19 protein-coding genes are annotated in these 17,310 nt (G+C 72.2%); 11 read left to right on the top strand and 8 right to left on the bottom strand.

The window, feature by feature from the left end; all coding sequences use genetic code 11:
• Positions 1-20: 20 nt before the first annotated feature.
• The 7 genes from BM041_RS00490 to BM041_RS00460 all read left to right on the top strand — a co-directional run bounded on the left by BM041_RS00490 (position 21) and on the right by BM041_RS00460 (position 6,035).
• On the top strand, positions 21-2,675 hold the full coding sequence (locus tag BM041_RS00490; RefSeq protein WP_092953891.1) for a hypothetical protein: 2,655 nt from the start codon (positions 21-23) through the stop codon (positions 2,673-2,675).
• Between the two features lie 71 nt (positions 2,676-2,746).
• Positions 2,747-3,133 carry a flagellar basal body rod protein FlgB gene (locus tag BM041_RS00485; RefSeq protein WP_092953888.1) on the top strand — a complete coding sequence of 129 codons (387 nt, stop codon included), beginning with the start codon at positions 2,747-2,749 and terminating at the stop codon, positions 3,131-3,133.
• A 14-nt stretch (positions 3,134-3,147) separates the two neighbouring features.
• The gene (gene flgC, locus BM041_RS00480) at positions 3,148-3,558 is read left to right on the top strand and encodes a flagellar basal body rod protein FlgC (protein WP_092953885.1); all 411 of its coding nucleotides are present in this window, start codon (positions 3,148-3,150) and stop codon (positions 3,556-3,558) included.
• On the top strand, positions 3,555-3,866 hold the full coding sequence (locus BM041_RS00475) for a flagellar hook-basal body complex protein FliE (protein WP_092953882.1): 312 nt from the start codon (positions 3,555-3,557) through the stop codon (positions 3,864-3,866). Before flgC ends, BM041_RS00475 begins: the two co-directional genes overlap by 4 nt.
• A 44-nt stretch (positions 3,867-3,910) precedes the next feature.
• Complete coding sequence (locus BM041_RS00470) at positions 3,911-4,189, top strand: flagellar biosynthetic protein FliQ (protein ID WP_092953879.1); 279 nt, start codon at positions 3,911-3,913, stop codon at positions 4,187-4,189.
• A 22-nt stretch (positions 4,190-4,211) separates the two neighbouring features.
• Positions 4,212-4,979 carry a flagellar biosynthetic protein FliR gene (locus BM041_RS00465; protein WP_092953876.1) on the top strand — a complete coding sequence of 256 codons (768 nt, stop codon included), beginning with the start codon at positions 4,212-4,214 and terminating at the stop codon, positions 4,977-4,979.
• Positions 4,980-4,982: 3 nt separating this feature from the next.
• On the top strand, positions 4,983-6,035 hold the full coding sequence (locus BM041_RS00460) for an EscU/YscU/HrcU family type III secretion system export apparatus switch protein (protein WP_092953873.1): 1,053 nt from the start codon (positions 4,983-4,985) through the stop codon (positions 6,033-6,035).
• Between the two features lie 4 nt (positions 6,036-6,039).
• On the opposite strand, the gene BM041_RS00455 is transcribed toward BM041_RS00460, so the two are convergent.
• Genes BM041_RS00455 through BM041_RS00430 form a run of 6 tightly spaced genes read right to left on the bottom strand, consistent with a single transcriptional unit; the run spans position 6,040 to position 12,613 of the window.
• Entirely contained in the window at positions 6,040-6,456 is a 417-nt protein-coding gene (locus tag BM041_RS00455) for a flagellar FliJ family protein (protein ID WP_092953870.1), read from the bottom strand.
• Positions 6,456-7,787, bottom strand: coding sequence for a FliI/YscN family ATPase (locus BM041_RS00450; RefSeq protein ID WP_092957258.1), 1,332 nt, complete (start codon positions 7,785-7,787; stop codon positions 6,456-6,458). The genes BM041_RS00455 and BM041_RS00450 overlap by 1 nt, the downstream gene beginning before the upstream one ends.
• Positions 7,784-8,584 (bottom strand): CheR family methyltransferase, encoded by an 801-nt coding sequence (locus BM041_RS00445; RefSeq protein ID WP_092953867.1) that lies wholly within the window; start codon positions 8,582-8,584, stop codon positions 7,784-7,786. Before BM041_RS00445 ends, BM041_RS00450 begins: the two co-directional genes overlap by 4 nt.
• Entirely contained in the window at positions 8,581-9,624 is a 1,044-nt protein-coding gene (cheB, locus tag BM041_RS00440) for a chemotaxis-specific protein-glutamate methyltransferase CheB (protein WP_092953864.1), read from the bottom strand. The genes BM041_RS00445 and cheB overlap by 4 nt, the downstream gene beginning before the upstream one ends.
• On the bottom strand, positions 9,621-10,091 hold the full coding sequence (locus BM041_RS00435) for a chemotaxis protein CheW (protein ID WP_092953861.1): 471 nt from the start codon (positions 10,089-10,091) through the stop codon (positions 9,621-9,623). The genes cheB and BM041_RS00435 overlap by 4 nt, the downstream gene beginning before the upstream one ends.
• Positions 10,088-12,613: a hybrid sensor histidine kinase/response regulator gene (locus tag BM041_RS00430; protein WP_092953858.1), complete on the bottom strand. Its 2,526-nt coding sequence runs from the start codon at positions 12,611-12,613 to the stop codon at positions 10,088-10,090. Before BM041_RS00430 ends, BM041_RS00435 begins: the two co-directional genes overlap by 4 nt.
• Positions 12,614-12,911: 298 nt before the next feature.
• Between BM041_RS00430 and BM041_RS00425 the strand changes: the two genes are divergently transcribed.
• The 4 genes from BM041_RS00425 (at position 12,912) to BM041_RS00415 (ending at position 15,499) form a co-directional block, all read left to right on the top strand.
• Positions 12,912-13,796 (top strand): flagellin, encoded by an 885-nt coding sequence (locus tag BM041_RS00425; protein ID WP_092953855.1) that lies wholly within the window; start codon positions 12,912-12,914, stop codon positions 13,794-13,796.
• A 103-nt stretch (positions 13,797-13,899) separates the two neighbouring features.
• Positions 13,900-14,289: a flagellar biosynthesis regulator FlaF gene (locus tag BM041_RS29695; protein WP_139225917.1), complete on the top strand. Its 390-nt coding sequence runs from the start codon at positions 13,900-13,902 to the stop codon at positions 14,287-14,289.
• Positions 14,286-14,720, top strand: a complete 435-nt coding sequence (locus BM041_RS29690) for a flagellar biosynthesis repressor FlbT (RefSeq protein ID WP_139225916.1) — start codon at positions 14,286-14,288, stop codon at positions 14,718-14,720. Before BM041_RS29695 ends, BM041_RS29690 begins: the two co-directional genes overlap by 4 nt.
• Positions 14,721-14,725: 5 nt before the next feature.
• Complete coding sequence (locus tag BM041_RS00415; RefSeq protein WP_092953850.1) at positions 14,726-15,499, top strand: DUF1217 domain-containing protein; 774 nt, start codon at positions 14,726-14,728, stop codon at positions 15,497-15,499.
• Positions 15,500-15,601: 102 nt separating this feature from the next.
• Here the strand turns inward: BM041_RS00415 and BM041_RS00410 are convergent, their stop codons facing one another.
• Together BM041_RS00410 and BM041_RS00405 are read right to left on the bottom strand one after the other, a co-directional pair.
• Positions 15,602-16,345, bottom strand: a complete 744-nt coding sequence (locus BM041_RS00410) for a nucleotide-binding protein (protein WP_092953847.1) — start codon at positions 16,343-16,345, stop codon at positions 15,602-15,604.
• Positions 16,342-17,310, bottom strand: a complete 969-nt coding sequence (locus tag BM041_RS00405; RefSeq protein WP_092953844.1) for a flagellar biosynthesis protein FlhF — start codon at positions 17,308-17,310, stop codon at positions 16,342-16,344. The genes BM041_RS00410 and BM041_RS00405 overlap by 4 nt, the downstream gene beginning before the upstream one ends.

The raw sequence follows: 17,310 nt of genomic DNA, 5'->3' as shown, positions 1-17,310 counted from the left end.
CCAAGCCGAGGTTTCGCCTGATGTCCCGCACCCGTGTCGCCGCCTGGCTCTGCGCCGGCCTTCTCGCCCTGGGTGGACCCGTGGCCGGGCAGGACGTGCGGAGCGGATCCGCCCCTTCGGTCCGCGTCCGCACCGGCATCCACCCCACCTTCACGCGCATCGTCTTTGACTGGCCGGAGAACGTTCCCTACAGCGTCGTGCAGAACGGGGAAACGGCGGAGCTGCATTTCGGCCGCGCCGCGCGGCTGGACACGACCGCGCTCGGCCGCCCGTTGCGCAATTTGGCGGGGGCGGAGCACTCAGCGGAGGGCATGGTCTTCGCGCTGCGCCCGGGCGTGCGGGTGCGCCACCTCACGGTCGGGACCTCCGTCGTGGTGGACCTGATGGACCCGGTCGCGCCCGTCGCGGCGGAGCCGCGCCGCCAGCCGCAGCCGCCAGCGCCGCGCCCGCAGCAGGTGCAGGCGCCGCAGGCAGTGCCCCCCCAGGCGACGCCCGCCCAGGCGCCAGGGCAGCCGCGCCCGCCGGCCGCCGTGCCGCAAGCCTTGGCGCCCACCCCTGCGCCGCCGCCGGGCAAGGCGCCGCAACCCACCGCCGCCACAGCGGCCCCGGCGCCGCCGCCCATCGCCGCGCCGCCTCCATCGCCTCCCCCGGTCGCCAGCGCCACCCCCATGCCGCCACCGCCCATCGTGGCCGCGCCGCCGGGCACGGAAACCGGCCCCGCGCCCATCCGCCTGCCCTTCACCGGCGCCACCGCTGCCGTCATGCGCGGCGACAGCGTGCTGCTGGTGTTCGAGGATGCGACTGCGCCTGACATCGCCAGGCTGCGCCGCATCAGCCCCCTGCTGGCCGGGGCGGAGATCGTGGAGATGCCTGGCGGCACCGCGCTGCGCCTGCCCGCGGCATCCGGCATCAGTCGCGATGCCCAGGGCTGGCTGATCACGCCCGCCACCGGCCCGTCCCCGCGCGGCACGCCGATCGATCCCACGCGGCTCGGCAATGCGCTGTCGCTGCTGCCGGATGCGCGGCACCCGATGGCGGCGCACGCCAACATCCCGCGCCTGCTCCATCTGCGCGACGAATCCGACTCCAGGCTGCTGGCCCGGCGGCAGGACCTGCTGGCGCGCATCGCCGCCGCCCCGGCCGCGATACGGGATTCGCTGCGCGGCGAGTTGGCGGAGACGCTGCTCGCCCTCGGCCTGGCGCCGGAAGCGCAGGCCGCCCTGAAGCTCGCCACCGGGGATGATCCGCGCCGCGTGCAGCAGCCCCAGGCGCTGCTGCTCTCCGCCGCCGCATCGCTGATCGCCGGCCGGCTGGAGGAAGCGCGGGAGGCGCTGGCGAATCCCGGCCTGCCCACGGACGGGGAGGTTGCGCTATGGCGCGGCATCGCCGGGATCCAGGAGGATGGGGGCGTCGCCGATCCTGCCTTCCGCGCGGCGCTGCCGCTGCTGACCGCCTATCCCGGCGCGCTGCGCAACCGCCTCCTGCCGCCCATTGCCGCCGCGCTGGCCGAAGGGGGTGCCATGCGTGACGCGGCCGCGCTGGTGGAAGCGGGCGGGGAGGCGTCGAACCATCCCCTGGCGCGATTCGCCTGGGCCCGCGTCCTGGAAGCGCGGAACGAGGTGGAGCCCGCGCTGCTCGCCTATTCCATGCTGGCGGACAGCCGGGACCGCGATGCGCGCGCGCGTGCCCTCGGCCGGCTGGCGGAGCTACGCCTGGCAACCGGGCGGATCGATGCGGGCGCGGCGGCGGAGGCGCTGGAAGCCTCCATCCCGGCCTGGCGCGGCGACCGGCGGGAATTGCAGCGCCGCCAGCGGGCGGCCGAGTTGCGCAGCCGCGCCGGGCAGCACGCCCAGGCGCTGGCGCTGATGCAGGATACCGCGGGCGCCTTCCCGGAAGCGGCGGACAGCCTGCGCGCCGCCATGCGTGGCGCCACGGTGGCCGCGCTGGCGGATGCGAACACCGCGCCGCTGGACGCAACCCGCCTGCTGGCGGAACAGCGCGCCAACCTCGTCCCCGATCCCGCGCTGGATGCCGCGGTTGCGCGCATCGCCGAACGGCTGATGGCGATGGAGCTTCCCGCCCAGGCGGCGACGCTGCTGCGGGAAGCCGTGCCGACCAGCACCGATCCCGGCGGGCTTTCCGTGCGCCTGGCGGAGGCACGGCTGGCAGAGGGCGATGCGACGGCGGCGCTGGAGGCGCTGCGGAACAGCGGCGGTGCCGCGCTGCCCGGTGAGATCGGCCTACGCCGCGCCCTTGCCGAAGCCAATGCCCGCCGCCAGACCGGCGACCGCGCCGGCGCGATCGGCGTGCTGCGGGTCCTCGGCCCCGATGGCGCCGCGCCGCTGTCGGAGTTGCTGGCGGAGGCGCAGGACTGGACCGGCGCCGCCACCGCCCTGGCCAGCCACATGGAACGCTCCATGCCGGCAGAAGGCCCGCTGGACGATGCCGCGCGCCGCTACCTGCTGCGCATGGCCGCCTTCCTGGCCCTGGCGGGTGACCAGACGGGCCTTGATGCGCTGCGCGACCGCTACGCCCCGCGGCTGCCCGCCGGCGCCTTCACGGAAGCCTTCGCCGCGCTGGCAACACGCAGCACCGGCGCGCTGAACCTGCCGCGACTGCGGGAGGAGATTGCCGGCGCCCGCGCGCTGCAGAACCAGGCCCGCGCCCTCCGCTGATGCGCCGCCCGGCGGCGCTGATACGCCGCCTGGTTAACAACGCTGAATCACCCAAGCGCGAAGGTCACGGCATGGACAGCAACCGCACATCGCCCATGGCGCTGGCAGAACGGCGCCTGCACTGGCTGGAACAGCGCCAGCGGGTGCTGGCGCACAACATCGCCAATGCCGACACGCCGGGCTTCCGCCCGCGGGACCTGACGCCCTTCGCCCAGGCCGTGAACACGGCACAGCAGGCGCTGGCGCAGACATCGCCGCGCCATCTGACGGGGCCGAATGGCGATGGCCGCGCGCGCCCGGACCGGCGCGCGGTGGAGACCAGCCCGGATGGCAACGGCGTCTCCCTCGACCGGGAAGCGCTGAAGGTCGCCGAGACCGACCAGGCCCATGCGATGGCGCTGGCGCTCCATCGCCGCTGGGCCGGCATGTACCGCACCGCGCTCGGCCGCGGCAGCTGAAGGAACGGGACCGCATGGATCTTGACCGCGCCCTCTCCATCTCCGCCGCCGGCATGGCCGCGCAATCCACGCGGCTGCGCGTGGTGGCGGAGAATCTGGCGAACCGCGACAGCACGGGGCAGACGCCCGGCGCCGATCCCTATCGCCGCCGCACCGTCACCTTCACCAACAACATGGACCGGGCACTCGGCGCGCCGACCCTGCGCGCATCCCGCATCGGCACGGAGCCCGGGGCCTTCCCCGAACGCTACGAACCGCAGCACCCCGCGGCGGATGAGCGCGGCTACGTCAAGACGCCGAACGTCAACAGCCTCATGGAGGTGATGGACATGCGCGAAGCCCAGCGCAGCTACGGCGCCAACCTCTCCGTCATCGAAACCACGCGCGGCATGCTGATGCGCACGATCGAGGCCCTCCGCGGATGATAATCTCCCCGAACAACACGCCGGCGGTTGCCGCCTATCGCGCCACGGCCGGCCTTGGCGGCCCGGAGGCGCCCGGTGGCGCCGGCATCGGCGAAGGCTTCGAAGCGGTGCTCGGCCAGGTGATGCAGCAGGCCGTGGGCAAGGCCCGCGCGGCGGACCAGGCCACGCAGGCGGGGCTGACCGGCCAGATGGGCACCACGGAAGTCGTGATGGCCGTCGGCCGCGCCGAACTGGCCCTGCAGACCGCGGTGGCGGTGCGCGACCGCATGGTCACGGCCTACCAGGATGTGATGCGCATGGCGGTGTAACCCCGCCAAGCGATCCGAACTGAACCGCAGGAGGCGGTTGCACCATGGGTGATGGCGATACCATCGCGCTTGCCGGCCAGCAGGCGCTGTGGACGGCGCTGCTGCTGGGCGGGCCATTGCTGGTCCTGCTGCTCGTCATCGGCATGGCCATCGCGGTGGTGCAGGCGCTGACGCAGATCCAGGAAGCGGCGCTGGCCTTCGTGCCGAAGATGCTCGCTCTCGGCATCGCGCTGCTGCTGGGCGGTTCCGCCGCCGCGGGCATCATGCGCGGCTTCACCACCACGCTGTTCGACCGCATCGTCGCGGTGGGCGGCGCGGGGTGACCATCCACCTCCTCCGCGTGGCATGACCGGCACGCCCGAACTGGCGGAGATCGCTTTCGCCGCCATGCTGCTCGTCGCGCGCCTCGGCGCCTGCGGGTTGCTGCTGCCGGGGCTGGGGGAGATGGACATCCCCGCCCCCTTCCGCCTGGCGCTGGTGCTGGCCCTGGTGCCGCTGCTGCTGCCCGGCCTGATGCCCGGACTGCCGCGCGCCCCGGACGATATCGGCGCCTATGCGCTGCTGATGGGGGGCGAGGTCGCGATCGGCCTCTGGATCGGCATGCTGGCGCGGCTGGTGGCGCTGGCGCTGGTCATGGCGGGGCAGCTCGCCGGCAGCTTCATCGGCCTGTCCAGCATCTTCGCGCCCGACCCCACCATGGGCGCGGGCAGCACCGCGCTGTCCCGCTTCATGGGCCTGGCCGCGGCGGCACTCGTGCTGTGCACCGGCCTCTATGCGCTGCCGCTGCGGGCGCTGGCGGAAAGCTATGCCGTGCTGCCGGCCGGCGCCGTGCTGGATGGCGGCTTCGCGGCCCATGCGATGGTGGAGACCAGCGCGGCCTGCCTCGCGCTCGCCATGCGTCTCGCGGCGCCCCTGCTGCTGCTGGCCGTCATCGCCCAGGCGGCGACCGGCCTGCTGGCCCGCGTCGCCCCGCAGGCGCAGGTCTTCGTCCTTGCCGCGCCGGCGCAGGTGCTGGCGGGCCTCGCCCTCTTCGCGCTGCTGCTGCCGGCGATCTTCGCGCAGTGGACGGATAGCGTCCGTGCCGCCTGGTCGCTCCTCCCGGGTCTCGGCTGAGCCATGTCCGGGGACGACAAGGACGCCGACGACAAGACCGAGGAAGCCACACCGCAGAGGCTGGAAAAGGCGCGGCGCGAAGGCGATGTCCCCCTGTCCCGCGAAACCGTCCACGCCGCCTCCCTCGGCGGTGCGGCCCTCGGCCTCGCGATGATGGGGCCGGAATCCGGGCGCGCGATGATGGAATCCGCCAGCGCCCTTTTCGCCAATGCGCACCAGTTGCAGGCGCGGGAGGCGGCGATCGACCTGCTTCTCGCGGCGGCGCCCGCCATGCTGGGCGTCGGCGGCCTGGCCGCCATCGGCGCCGTCGCCGCGACGCTGCTGCAGACGCAGTTCCTGGTCTCCGGCAAGAGCATGATGCCCCAGTTCTCCCGCATCAACTCGATCGCCGGGGCGAAGCGCATGCTGGGGATGCATGCGCTGGAGGAATTCGCCCGCACGCTGGTGAAGCTCGGCGCCGTCGGCGTCGCGCTCTACTGGCAGGTCGAGGATATCGGATCGCTCGTCGCCGCGCTGGCGGAGGGGCCGGGCGCGCTGACGGGCGTCATCTCCACCCGCCTCGGCAGCCTGTTGTCGGCCACCCTCGTCTCCCTCTGCGGCATCGCCGCGGTGGATCTCCTCTGGGTCCGCATCCGCCACGGCCGCAAGAATCGCATGACGCGGGAGGAGATGAAGGACGAATTCAAGGAAAGCGAGGGCGACCCGCATTTCCGCGCCCACCGCATGGCCAAGATGCGCAGCCGCGGCCGCCGGCGCCAGGTGGCGGAGGTGGCGAACGCCACCGTGCTGGTCACGAACCCCACGCACTACGCCGTGGCGCTGGCCTATGAGCGTGGCAAGGACGCCGCGCCCCGCATCATCGCCCGCGGCGTGGATGAGCTGGCGGCCAAGATGCGCGCGGCGGCGGACAAGCACGGCGTGCCGATCATCCCGAGCCCGCCGCTGGCGCGCGCGCTCTACAAGCTGCCGGAGGATGCGCAGATCCCGGAGGAGCATTTCCGGGCGGTGGCGGAGATCATCGCCCTGGTGTGGCGCCTGAAGCAGCCGCGCCAATAGGCGGCTACAGTGCCCGCAGGCCGCGGCGCTGCGCGGCCTCATCCAGCGCGTTCTGCTCCGCCCGCATCGCCTTGTCCCGCGCATCCTGGGCGCGGCGGTCCAGCAGCCATTCCACGGCGCGTTCCCGTGCACGCTGCTGGGCCAGGGCGGCGCGCGCGGCCTCCACGGCCTGGGCCGCCAGCGCGGCCTCGCCCGCCGCCCTTTCGCGCGCGGCGTGGGCCATGGGCAGCCAGGCGGCCAGGCTGTCGGCGAATTCCCCGGCACCGGCGGCCAGTTCCAGGTCCAGCGCGCTTCGTGCCGCGGCCTCACGCTCCGCCGCCGCGGCGGCGCCGGCCTGGCGGGCCACCAGGTCACGCCGCGCCGTGGCCACTTCCAGCCCGCGCAGCTTCAGCAGGGCGGAAAGCGGATCGCGCCGCGCCATCAGCGCATCGTCTCCGCCAGGCGGGTGAAGGCGTCATCGACGCCGATCCGCGCCTCATCCTTCCGCTGCGCCAGGAAACCCTCGATGCGCGGCGCCAGGCGCAGCGCCTCATCCACCGCGGGGTCGGTGCCGGCGCGATAGGCGCCCAGCCGCACGAGGTCCGCCATCTCCGCCGCGATGGACAGGATGGCGCGCGCGCGCAGCACGACGGGACGCTCCGCTTCCGTCAGGCAGCCCGGCACGGTACGGGACAGGCTGCGCAGCACGTCGATGGCGGGCCAGCGGCCGCGCTCGCCGATTTTGCGGTCCAGCACCACATGCCCGTCGAGGATGCCGCGGACGGCATCGGCCACCGGTTCGTCATGATCGTCGCCCTCCACCAGCACGGTGAAAAGGCCGGTGATGTGCCCACCCTGGTGTTCCAGGCACGGCCCCGCGCGTTCCAGCAGCCGCGGCAGCTCCGCGAAGACGCCCGGCGTGTAGCCGCGCGTGGCCGGAACCTCCCCGGCCGCAAGGCCGATCTCGCGGCAGGCCAGCGCGAAGCGCGTGACGCTGTCCATCATCAGCAACACATGCTTGCCTTCGCGGGCCAGGGATTCCGCGATGGTCATGGCCGCGAAGGCGGCTTCCCGCCGCATCGGCGCCGGCGCGTCGGAGGTCGCGCAGACCACGACGCTGCGCGCCAGGCCTTCCGGGCCCAGATCATCCTCGATGAATTCGCGCAGCTCGCGCCCGCGTTCGCCGACCAGGCAGATCACCGCCGCGTCGCAATCCGCGCCGCGCGCCAGCATCGACATCAGCGTGGACTTGCCGACGCCCGAGGCGGCGAAAAGGCCAAGGCGCTGTCCGCGCCGCATGGTGCAGAACCCGTCCAGCGCCCGCACGCCGAGGTCGAGCCGCGGGCCGAGCCGCGCGCGCAGCGCCGCCTCCGGCGCCTTCACCCGCACCGGCAGCGCCACGGGCCCCTTCGGCAGGGGCCCCTTGCCATCCACCGGGCGCCCCAGCGGATCCACCACGCGGCCGAGCCAGCCGGGCCCCGGGGAGAGGGTCGCCGTGCCCGCGAGGGCCACCGGCGCGCCGAGCCGGATGCCGTCCAGCGGCGCGAAGGCCACCGCCCGCGCGCCCCGCGCGGAAATCGCCACGACCTCCGCCGGCACCTCGCCATCGGGCGAGGCGAGGGACAGGCGCGACCCGACGGCGACGAAGCCGCTCAGCCCCGTCACCTCGACCGACAGCGCATCGATGGAAGCGACCGCGCCCGCGATCCGCTCGCCCGATCCGACGACCCGCAGCGCATCGGCGGCGCGGCGGGCGGATAGCGCGATGCTCATGCGCGCCGCCACACGCCCCGAAGCCCGGGCACCGCCACGAGCGGCGCCTGAAGGCCGAGCAGCGTTTCCGTGGCGCCCAGGCAGATCACACCATCCGGCGCCAGATGCGCGGCGCAGGCGGCGACCACGCGTTCCTTCGTCGGCGGATCGAAGTAGATCAGGACATTGCGCAGCAGCACCACGTCGAAGGTGCCCAAACTGCGCAGATCGCCCAGCAGGTTCAGCACCTCGAACCGGCAAGCGCGGCGCAGCGACTCCGCGATCCGCCAGCCATCGGGTTCCTGCCGGAACCAGCGTGTGCGCTGCACCGCCGACAGCCCGCGCTCCATCTCGAAGGAGGTGTAGAGCCCTGCCCGCGCCCGGTCGACCATCGCGGCCGAGAGGTCCGTGCCGAAGATGTCGAGGCGCCGGCGGAAGCCCGCTTCCTCCGCCGCCATGGCGACGGAATAGGCTTCCTGGCCGGAGGAGCAGGCCGCGGACCAGATGCGGATCGGCGCGCCGGCGGGGCGCGCCGCATCCAGCTCCGGCAGCACCGAATCCGCGATCTGGCGGATCGGCAGCACGTCGCGGAAGAAGCTCGTCTCGTTGGTCGTCGTGGCTTCCGCCATCTCCCGCAACAGGGCAGGCCCGTCCGCCGTCGGCAGGCGGTTCGCCAGGTCCGTCAGGGAGGACAGGCCGCGCTGCTTCATCATCGGCGCGAGGCGCGCCTTCAGCAGGTAGCCCTTGTCGGCGGAGAGGGCGAGGCCGGAGACGGCGCGGATGGCCCGCGCGATCTCCGTGAATCCGGCATCGGTCATGCGGCACCTGCGATTTCGGCAACGCGCCGGGCGAGTTCCTGGATGGGCAGCACTTCCCGCGCCGCCCCGCGTTCGACCACCGCGCCCGGCATGCCCCAGACCACGCTGCTCGCCTGGTCCTGCGCGAGCACGAGGCCACCCGCGCCATTCACTGCCACGGCGCCGGCCCCGCCATCGGAGCCCATGCCCGTGAGCACCACCGCCGCGGCGCGGGCGCCAAAGATGGCGGCGACGCTGCGCAGCATCGGGTCCACCGCCGGGCGGCAGTAATGCTCCGGCGGCGTGGTCGCCAGCGTAACTTCCGGCCCCGCCGCCACCAGCAGATGCGAACCGCCCGGCGCCAGGATCGCCGTGCCGGGCTCCAGCCCCGCATGGTCCCGCGCCACGGTCACCGGCACGGGGCCGAGGCGGGAGAGATGCTCCGCCAGCATCGGGATGAAGGCATCGGGCATGTGCTGCGTCAGCAGGATCGGGATCCGCGGCCTGACGCGAAAGGCGCGGAAGATGGTGGCCAGTGCTTCCGGACCGCCCGTGGAGGCGCCGATGGCCAGCACGGCCGGCCCGCACCCCGGCGCGATCGGCGCGCGCCGCACCGGCGCGGCCGGCGCAGGCGCGGGCTGCGGCGGCACGCCGCGACGGCGCAGCGCGCCATTGCCCTTGATGCGGGCGATCAGTTCCTCCGCAAAGGTCGCATCCTGGCCCGGCGCGGGCTTGCCGAGGCAATCGACCGCGCCCAGCCGCATCGCCTTCATCGCGACTCCCGCACCCTGCGCGCTGAGCGAGGAGACGACCAGCACGCGCAGCCCGGGATCGGCCTGCAGCAGCAGCGGCAGCGCCGTGAGGCCGTCCATCACCGGCATCTCGAGGTCGAGCAGCGCGACATCGATCCCGCCCGCCCGCACGGCCTCCACCGCCTCCCGCCCGTTGCGGGCGCGGGAGACGACGCGGATGCCGGCCTCCCCGTCCAGGATGCGCACCACGGCGGCGCGTGCCACGGCGCTGTCGTCACAGACCAGGACGCGCAGCGGCTCGATGCTCATCGCCGCATGTCGCCACCGCTGCGCGCGCCGAAGGCAAGGATGCGATCGGCATCCAGTTCGATCAGCAGGCCGCCATCCAGCCGGTGGACGGCCACGGCGTGTTCGCGCCAGGGGCCGCGCAGCGTATGCGGCACGTCGTCGCGCGATTCGGGATTCACCGACAGTACCTCCCCGACACCATCGGCGAGCAGGCTGTAGAGTTCGCCGCGTTCCTCCACCACCACGTTCATGCGGGCGGCGTCGGGCGCGGCGGGCGGCAGGCCGAGGCGGTCGCGCAGGTCGACCGCCGTCACGATGCGGCCGCGCAGGTTCAGCAGCCCCGCCACGCCAGGCGGCGCCAGCGGCACCCGGGCGATCCTCTCGCAGCGGATCACGTCACGGATGCGGGAGACGGGAAGGCCGCAGAGCCGGCCGCCGACCTGCAGCGTGAGCAGCAGTTCGGTCCCATGCGAAGCGGTGGCGGTCATGCCCGGTTTTCCTGCCCAATGGCCGCGGACAGCGCGCTCAGCACGCGGTCACGGTCGAATTTCGCGACGAAGTCATGGAAGCCGGCGGCACGGCCCCGGGCCACCTCGGTGGGGCCCGCGCGGCCGGTCAGCGCCACCATCGGCGTGCGCTTCCAGGGACCGTCGCGGCGCACCTCCGCCAGCAATTCGAAGCCGTCCATGCCCGGCATCTCGATGTCGGTCAGCACGGCGTCGAACATGGCACCTTCCGCCCGCAGCTGCAGCGCCTGCACGGCATCCGCCTTGGCGGTCACGTCGTAGCCGGCGGAGGTCAGCGCGGGCACGACGATCTGCCGGAAGAAGCCGCTGTCTTCCACGAGCAGCAGGCGCGGCACCGTCGCATCCGGCTTGCCGAACCAGCTGGGATCGCCCTGGCGCAGCCAGTAGGCGCAGTCCAGCACATCGGTGACGCGGCCGCAGACGATGGCGGAGCCGAGGAAGCCCGCCTGTTCCGCGGAAGGGCGCAGCGCCAGCGATTCCTCGACGACGTCCACGATCTCATCCACCACGAGGCCGAGCTGCCGCGTGCCATCCTGGAAGACCAGCACGGGCTGCATCGCATCCGGCGCCGGGGGCATCCAATGGCCGATCGGCACCAGCGGCATCAGCTGGCCGCGATACTGCGCGGCATGCTTGCCGCCCGCGATCTCGATGCTCTTGCCCGGCAGCGATTCGAGGCGCGCGATGACGCCGAGCGGCACCGCGATGGGCGTCGGCGATCCGCCGGCGCGGAACACCAGCACCTGCGTCAGGTCCACCTCCTCCACCAGGCTGTCATCCACCACGGCGCTGCCGGCACCGACGCCGGCCATCCGGGCGATGCCGGCGGGATCGAGGATCATGATCACGCTGCCGTCGCCGAGGATGGTGTTGCCGGAGAAGCCGGCAAGGTCACGCAGGATCGGCGCGACGGGCTTCACCACGATCTCCTCCGTATCGAAGACGGTATCGACCAGCAGGCCGTAGCGGCCGGCATCGCCCTGCAGGACGGCGACGAAGCCGCCAACCGGCGCACCGCCATCCCGCGCCGCTTCCAGGCCGAGCAGCGGGCCCAGCGCCACCAGGGGCAGCAGCTGGCCCCGCAGCCGCAGCACCGGCGCCGCATCCAGCCATTCCACCGTGGCACCGCCACCGCCGAGGCCCACCAGCTCCACCACCGTCGCCTGCGGCACCGCGAAGCGTTCGCCCGCGGCCTGCACGACGAGGGCCGAGACGATGGCAAGGGTCAGCGGGATGCGGATGGTCAGCGTCGTGCCGCGGCCCGAGAAGGTCTGCAGGTCCACCGTGCCGCCGATGCGTTCGATGTTGCTGCGCACGACATCCATGCCGACGCCCCGGCCCGACACCGCCGTGATCGCCTCGGCGGTCGAGAAACCGGCGTGGAAGACGAAGCGGGCGACATCCTCGTCCCGCATCGCCGCCAGTTCCGCCTCCGTCGCGAGGCCGCGCTGCAAGGCACGGGCGCGGACGCGCACGAGGTCGAGGCCGCGGCCGTCATCCGCGATCTCGATGACGATCCGTCCGCCCTCCTGCCGGGCGGTCAGCGCGATGCGCCCCGTCTCCGGCTTGCCAGCGGCGCGGCGCGCTTCCGGCCCTTCCAGGCCGTGATCGCAGCTGTTGCGCACAATATGGGTCAGCGGATCGCGGATCAGTTCCAGGACCTGGCGATCGAGTTCCGTATCGCCACCGGACATCACCAGGTCGATCCGCTTGCCGAGTTCGGTACCGAGGTCGCGCACGATACGCGGCAGCGGCCCCCAGGCGGCGGAAACCGGCTGCATGCGGGTCTTCATCACCCCCTCCTGCATGTCAGAGGTGATGCGCGACAGGCGGGAGAGCGGCGCGGCGAAGGGGGAGGCTTCCGCCCCGCGCGCGATCTGCAGCAACTGGTTGCGGACCAGCACCAGTTCCGAGGCCAGCGTCATCAATTCATCCAGCACGCCGAGGGAGACGCGGATGCTCTGCGTGGGCAGGGCTGCCGCGGGCGCTGCGACGGCTTCCACCGCCGCGGCGACAGGCGGTTCGGGCGCGCTGGCGACCGGCGCCACCGCTTCCAAGACGGGTTCCGGCTTCTCCGCCACCACGGGAAGGGACACGGGCGGCGCCTCCCCGGTCTGGGCGGCTTCGAGTGCCGCCACCAGCGCCGCATCGTCGCCCGCGGGCTCGGCGCCCGTCTCGGCCAGGCCGGACAGGATCGTGCGGATGGCATCCACCGCGCCGAGGACGGCGGTGACGCCGGCGGGGCTGACGGAGGCCGCGCCATCACGATAAAGGCCGAGCAGATTCTCCGCCGCATGGGCCACGGCACCCAGGCGATGCAGGCCGAGAAAGCCTGCTGCACCCTTCACGCTGTGAACGGTGCGGAAGATCTGGGCAAGCGTCTCCTTGTCCCCGCCCTGGCGCTCCAAGGCGACCAGGGCGGTATCGAGATCCGCGAGAGCTTCGCTTGTCTCTGCGAGAAACTCGGCGAGCAGGTCTTCCATCGCACATCCAGACAATTATGGCAGCGCCTGGATCGCAGGCATTTGGTGCTGCGGTGTTAATCAGGCCCCGTTCCGACCGGCGGCGGACCGGCGACAGGAACGGCGCGTTTCGTCAACACCTGGGCAATAGGTGTGCATCAGTTTCCCCTCACCGCCGCTCCATGAACGAGCGGACCGGATGGTGCCGGGGATGATCCCGTAGGCGACCGTCTTTCCCCAAGGTGCCATGCCCCAGAGTGGGCCGCTGGCACCACGCCCCCGGAAGAGCCGGGGGCGATGTCGCAAGAGGATGACAACCATGGCTGCCAACTCCGTCATGACGAACTACGGCGCGATGGTCGCGCTGCAGTCCCTCAACCGGACAGCCGACGAAATGGCCACGACGCAGAAGCGCGTCTCCACCGGCCTGCGCGTCGCCGACGCGAAGGATGATGGTGCCGCTTTCGCCGTGGCGCAGAAGGTGCGTGGCGACGTGGCGGGCGTGACCAGCGCGAACGAGCAGCTTGGCAATGCCAAGGGCCTGCTCGACACGACGCTGGCGGGTCTGACGCAGATCGGCTCCGCGCTCAAGGACGTGAAGAGCGTCATGATCAAGCTGGCTGACGACAACGTCACCGGCGACGATCGCCTGAACTACATGAAGCAGTACGACCAGCTCGCCAAGCAGATCGGCCAGTATGTCAACGACGCGACGTACAACGGCAAGACCCTGCTGGGCACCTCGGCGAATGCGGACGGCGCCACCGTCGGTGCCGGCACCGACTTCAACGTCGTGCGCAACGAGAAGGGCGACACCTACAGCTTCAGCGGTCAGGCATCCGGCGCGTTCGACCTGACGCTGGCTGACGACGTGGATGCGAACCCGACGGATGCCGCGGCGGCCGCCGCGCTCTGGAAGACCGCTCTCGCCGGCACCGGCGCTGGTGACTTCGGCGGCATCGAGGCGCAGACGAACCTGGCGATGGCGACGTACGGTAACGACAGCCGTGCGATCGACAGCCAGATCGCCTACAACAAGGACAAGCTCGACGCGCTCAGCGGTGGCCTCGGCGCCCTGATCGATGCGGACCTGGCCAAGGAAAGCGCCCGCATGCAGTCCCTGCAGATCCGTCAGCAGCTGGGCACCCAGTCGCTCAGCACGGCGAACCAGGCGCCGCAGGCCCTGATGAAGCTCTTCCAGTAAGCCTAGACGGATATGGGCCGGGGGAAACCCCGGCCCATGACCACCCATCCTTCCTTCTCCCTTCCAGGCGCCCCGCGCGCCCTCGCCGAGGAAGACACCGGCCATGCTGTCCGAGGCCCAAGATGTGCCGCGTACCCACGCCGCCCTGGCCTTCCGTGCCTATGGGGTCGCCAAATCCGGCCGGTCCCAGCGCGAACAGGAGGCGGAGGTCTTCGCGATCCTGGCCGCCCGACTGCGCGCCGCGATCCGCGACCCGGCGCCCATGGCGACGATCCGCGCCGCCGCCGACGCGCACCGCGTCTTCGTCACGGTCGAATCGATCGTGCTCGACCCCGTCTCCACCCTGCCGCGCGACCTGCGCCTGAACATCGCGAGCGTTGCCCGGCGTGCCGTGAAGGAAGCGAACTCGGACAAGCCCGATCTCGACTTCCTGGCGGCGATTGCCGAGGATTTCGCCGCGGGGCTCGGCGCCCGCCTGAGGACCGACCGATGAGCGCCGCGATGAATACCCCAGGCCGCAATAGCCGCCTGGTGCTCGAATTCCGCGCGGGCGACAAGATGCTGGTCAACGGCGCCGCGCTGCAGTTCCAGACGCGCGCTTCCGTCGTCCTGTCGAACCGCGTGCGGTTCCTGTTCGGCAAGCAGATCCTGGCTCCAAACGATGCGAACACCCCCGCGCGCCGGCTCTACTTCGCCATCCAGGCCGCCTATATCTGCGACGATGCGGAGCGTCCGCAGTTCCTGGAACTGGCCCGCGGCCTGGCCGCGGATTACGCGGAGGCCAGCACCTCCCCCACCGTCAAGCGCCTGATCGAACGTGCGACGGAGGAGCTGGAGGAAGGCAAGTGCTGGGAGGCGATGCGCCGCGTCCGGGAATTGTTCCCGCATGACGACGCGATGCTCTCGGCGCCCCCGCAGGAGTAGGCGCCATGCTCTCGGGGTCGCAGCTTTCCACGCTGTTCGGGGCCAATAGCCAGACGGTCACGCTCTCCGCCCCCGAACGCTTCACCTTCTACAAGACCAGCCTCTCCTCGGCGGAGAAGGAGACGGCGCGGCTGAAGAAGGATCCCGCCATCATGCGGGACATGGCGCGGCTCGACCGCGTGCTGGCCAAGGCGAAGACGCCGGCGGATCTGTTCAAGGATACGGAAGCCACGCGCGTCATCCTGCAGGGCCTCGGCCTTGCCGACAACGCACAGAATGTGGGCCTGGCGAGGCGCGTGCTGATGTCCGATCCCTCGGACAAGAAGTCGCTGGCCGCCACCATGCCGGACAAGCGCTGGAAGGCAGCGGCGGAGAAGCTTGGCTTCGCCAGCACCGGCCTTTCCACGCTGCGCCTGCCCTCCACCCGCCAATCCATCCTGGACGGGCTGGTGAACTACAAGCGCCTGACCGCGATCGAGGAGAAGAGCCAGGCGGTCTCCGACGCGCTCTACCTCAGGACCATGTCCACCACGACCAGGACCGGCGTCTATGACGTGCTGGGCGACAAGGTCCTGCGCCGCATCGCCAGCACCATCGCCGGCCTGCCCAAGGAACTCGCGCTGCAGGAGATCGAGGCCCAGGCGCGGACGCTTCAGCGCGGCTTCAAGCTGGATGACCTGACCGACGCCGCGAAGAAGGAGAAGCTCATCCAGCGCTATCTCACCATCGCGGAGGACAAATCCTCCGTCCAGGCGCCGAATTTCGGCTTCAGTATCTGATCGCATCCACATGGTGGTGACGCGAAGGGCCCGGTGCATCGCACCGGGCCCTTTTCGCATGCGGCCCAGGGGGCCACCCTGCCGGTGCCAGTGGCCGCGCCCCTACAGGGCGCGGGCCAGCGCGGTCGCGTCCATTGCCGCCATGGAATTCGGATAGCGCAGCAGCAGCGGCGCCTGCTTGCGGATCGCGTCCGGCACCCGTTCATCGCGCCGCAGGATGCCCGCCACGGGCAGGTTGCGGCGCAGGAAGGTGCGGCAGGCGTGCTGCAGGGCCGCGGCGGTGCGCCGGCCCGCGGCCTCGTCCCGCGCCTGGTTCACCACCAGCCGCGCATCGCCATCCGGCCGGTCGCGGCCATGCAGCTTCAGCACGGCATAGGCATCCGTCAGGCTCGTCGGCTCATCCGTCGTCACCACCAGCAGCGTGTCCGCGACGGCGGCCAGGTGACGGTTGCCCGCCGCCAGCCCGGCGCCGAGATCCAGCACCACCACGTCCCACGCATTGGCGGCGCTGCGCATCAGCAGGCCGACATGCTCGATCGCCTCCGTCGGCAGGTTGGCCATGGCGGTGCCACCGGAACGGCCGGGCAGCACGTCGAACCCGCCCTCCGCATGATGCAGCACGGCGCCGCGGAAGCTGGCGCGGCCGGACAGCACGTTCATCAGGTCGAGCGATGGTTGCAGGCCGAGCTGCACATCGACATTGGCGAGGCCGAAATCGCCATCTGCCAGCAGTACGCGCAGGCCGCGCTGCGCCAGTGCCTGCGCCAGCGTGATGGAAAGCCAGGTCTTGCCCACGCCCCCCTTGCCGGAAGCCACGGCGATGAGGCGGCCGTTTCCAGCACTCATGATCCCACTCCCTCCCAGGCGGAGACTTCGATATGCGAACGCCGCCGCAGGCGCGCGGCCAGCCACGCCGGCTCCATCACCGTGAGCCCATCCGCGGCCTGCGATCCGGTGCCGGCTTCCGCCAGCGCAAGCCCCGCCGTCGCCGCCGCCGCCAGCACCGCGCCGATGCGACGGGAGGCATCGAGCCGCGTCGCCACCAGATGCGTGGCGCCCAGCGCGCCGAAGGCCCGCGCCACATCCGCGGCTTCCGCCGCGTCCATGCTGCCCGGCAGCACCAGCGCGACCGAAGCGCCCGTCACCGCGACCAGGGATGCGATCATGCGCGCCTGGGCGGGGTCGAAGGGATCGCAGCCCGCGGTGTCGATCAGCACGGGCTGGCCGGGGCTGCGCTGTTCCATGGCCAGCGCCACCGCGGCCGGCGTCAGCGCCACCGCCAGCGTCGCGCCCAGCAGCTGCGTGAAGGCCGCCAGCTGTTCGGCGGCGGCGGGGCGTTCGCCATCGGCGCTGATCACCAGCGGCGGTTCCTCGCCTTCCAGCACCCGCCGCGCCGCCAGCTTCGCGCAGGTCAGCGTCTTGCCGGCGCCGGGCGGGCCGGCCAGCAGCAGCGGCCGCGCGACGCCATCCGGCAGCCGCGCGAAGCGCAGGCTGGCTTCCAGCGATGCCTCCAGCGGCGCGGCACAAAGCCGCCGCGCCAGCGCATCCGGGACGCGATGGAAATCGAGGGCGAGCGCCGCATCGTCATCCTGGCGCAGCGAATGGCAGGCCGCCGGCAGCGGCGCGCGGGGACGCGCACCGATCAGGACCGGCAGTTCCTCATCCTCATCGTCCAGGTCGAGGCCGCCCGTCACCTCGACACCGCCATTCACGGGGCGGCTCGACAGCAGCGCCGCATCCGGCCCCAGCTCCTCGCGCAGCCGCGCCATGGCCTCCGGCATGGAGGCCGCCTTCAACACCCGGATGCGCAT

This window comes from Falsiroseomonas stagni DSM 19981 (assembly GCF_900114315.1).
Lineage (GTDB): Bacteria > Pseudomonadota > Alphaproteobacteria > Acetobacterales > Acetobacteraceae > Falsiroseomonas > Falsiroseomonas stagni.
This window is presented reverse-complemented; position numbering and strand designations above follow the sequence as displayed.

What these genes read in the sequence shown, in the direction of transcription:
- BM041_RS00455 (WP_092953870.1), bottom strand. Translation starts at nt 6,456, where the DNA reads ATGGCGCGGCGCGATCCGCTTTCCGCCCTGCTGAAGCTGCGCGGGCTG.
- BM041_RS00485 (WP_092953888.1), top strand. Translation starts at nt 2,747, where the DNA reads ATGGACAGCAACCGCACATCGCCCATGGCGCTGGCAGAACGGCGCCTG.
- BM041_RS00415 (WP_092953850.1), top strand. Translation starts at nt 14,726, where the DNA reads ATGCTCTCGGGGTCGCAGCTTTCCACGCTGTTCGGGGCCAATAGCCAG.
- BM041_RS00410 (WP_092953847.1), bottom strand. Translation starts at nt 16,345, where the DNA reads ATGAGTGCTGGAAACGGCCGCCTCATCGCCGTGGCTTCCGGCAAGGGG.
- BM041_RS00445 (WP_092953867.1), bottom strand. Translation starts at nt 8,584, where the DNA reads ATGACCGATGCCGGATTCACGGAGATCGCGCGGGCCATCCGCGCCGTC.
- BM041_RS29695 (WP_139225917.1), top strand. Translation starts at nt 13,900, where the DNA reads ATGCTGTCCGAGGCCCAAGATGTGCCGCGTACCCACGCCGCCCTGGCC.
- BM041_RS00470 (WP_092953879.1), top strand. Translation starts at nt 3,911, where the DNA reads ATGGGTGATGGCGATACCATCGCGCTTGCCGGCCAGCAGGCGCTGTGG.
- BM041_RS00465 (WP_092953876.1), top strand. Translation starts at nt 4,212, where the DNA reads ATGACCGGCACGCCCGAACTGGCGGAGATCGCTTTCGCCGCCATGCTG.
- cheB (WP_092953864.1), bottom strand. Translation starts at nt 9,624, where the DNA reads ATGAGCATCGAGCCGCTGCGCGTCCTGGTCTGTGACGACAGCGCCGTG.
- BM041_RS00450 (WP_092957258.1), bottom strand. Translation starts at nt 7,787, where the DNA reads ATGAGCATCGCGCTATCCGCCCGCCGCGCCGCCGATGCGCTGCGGGTC.
- BM041_RS00405 (WP_092953844.1), bottom strand. Translation starts at nt 17,310, where the DNA reads ATGCGCATCCGGGTGTTGAAGGCGGCCTCCATGCCGGAGGCCATGGCG.
- BM041_RS00460 (WP_092953873.1), top strand. Translation starts at nt 4,983, where the DNA reads ATGTCCGGGGACGACAAGGACGCCGACGACAAGACCGAGGAAGCCACA.
- BM041_RS29690 (WP_139225916.1), top strand. Translation starts at nt 14,286, where the DNA reads ATGAGCGCCGCGATGAATACCCCAGGCCGCAATAGCCGCCTGGTGCTC.
- BM041_RS00425 (WP_092953855.1), top strand. Translation starts at nt 12,912, where the DNA reads ATGGCTGCCAACTCCGTCATGACGAACTACGGCGCGATGGTCGCGCTG.
- BM041_RS00430 (WP_092953858.1), bottom strand. Translation starts at nt 12,613, where the DNA reads ATGGAAGACCTGCTCGCCGAGTTTCTCGCAGAGACAAGCGAAGCTCTC.
- flgC (WP_092953885.1), top strand. Translation starts at nt 3,148, where the DNA reads ATGGATCTTGACCGCGCCCTCTCCATCTCCGCCGCCGGCATGGCCGCG.
- BM041_RS00475 (WP_092953882.1), top strand. Translation starts at nt 3,555, where the DNA reads ATGATAATCTCCCCGAACAACACGCCGGCGGTTGCCGCCTATCGCGCC.
- BM041_RS00435 (WP_092953861.1), bottom strand. Translation starts at nt 10,091, where the DNA reads ATGACCGCCACCGCTTCGCATGGGACCGAACTGCTGCTCACGCTGCAG.
- BM041_RS00490 (WP_092953891.1), top strand. Translation starts at nt 21, where the DNA reads ATGTCCCGCACCCGTGTCGCCGCCTGGCTCTGCGCCGGCCTTCTCGCC.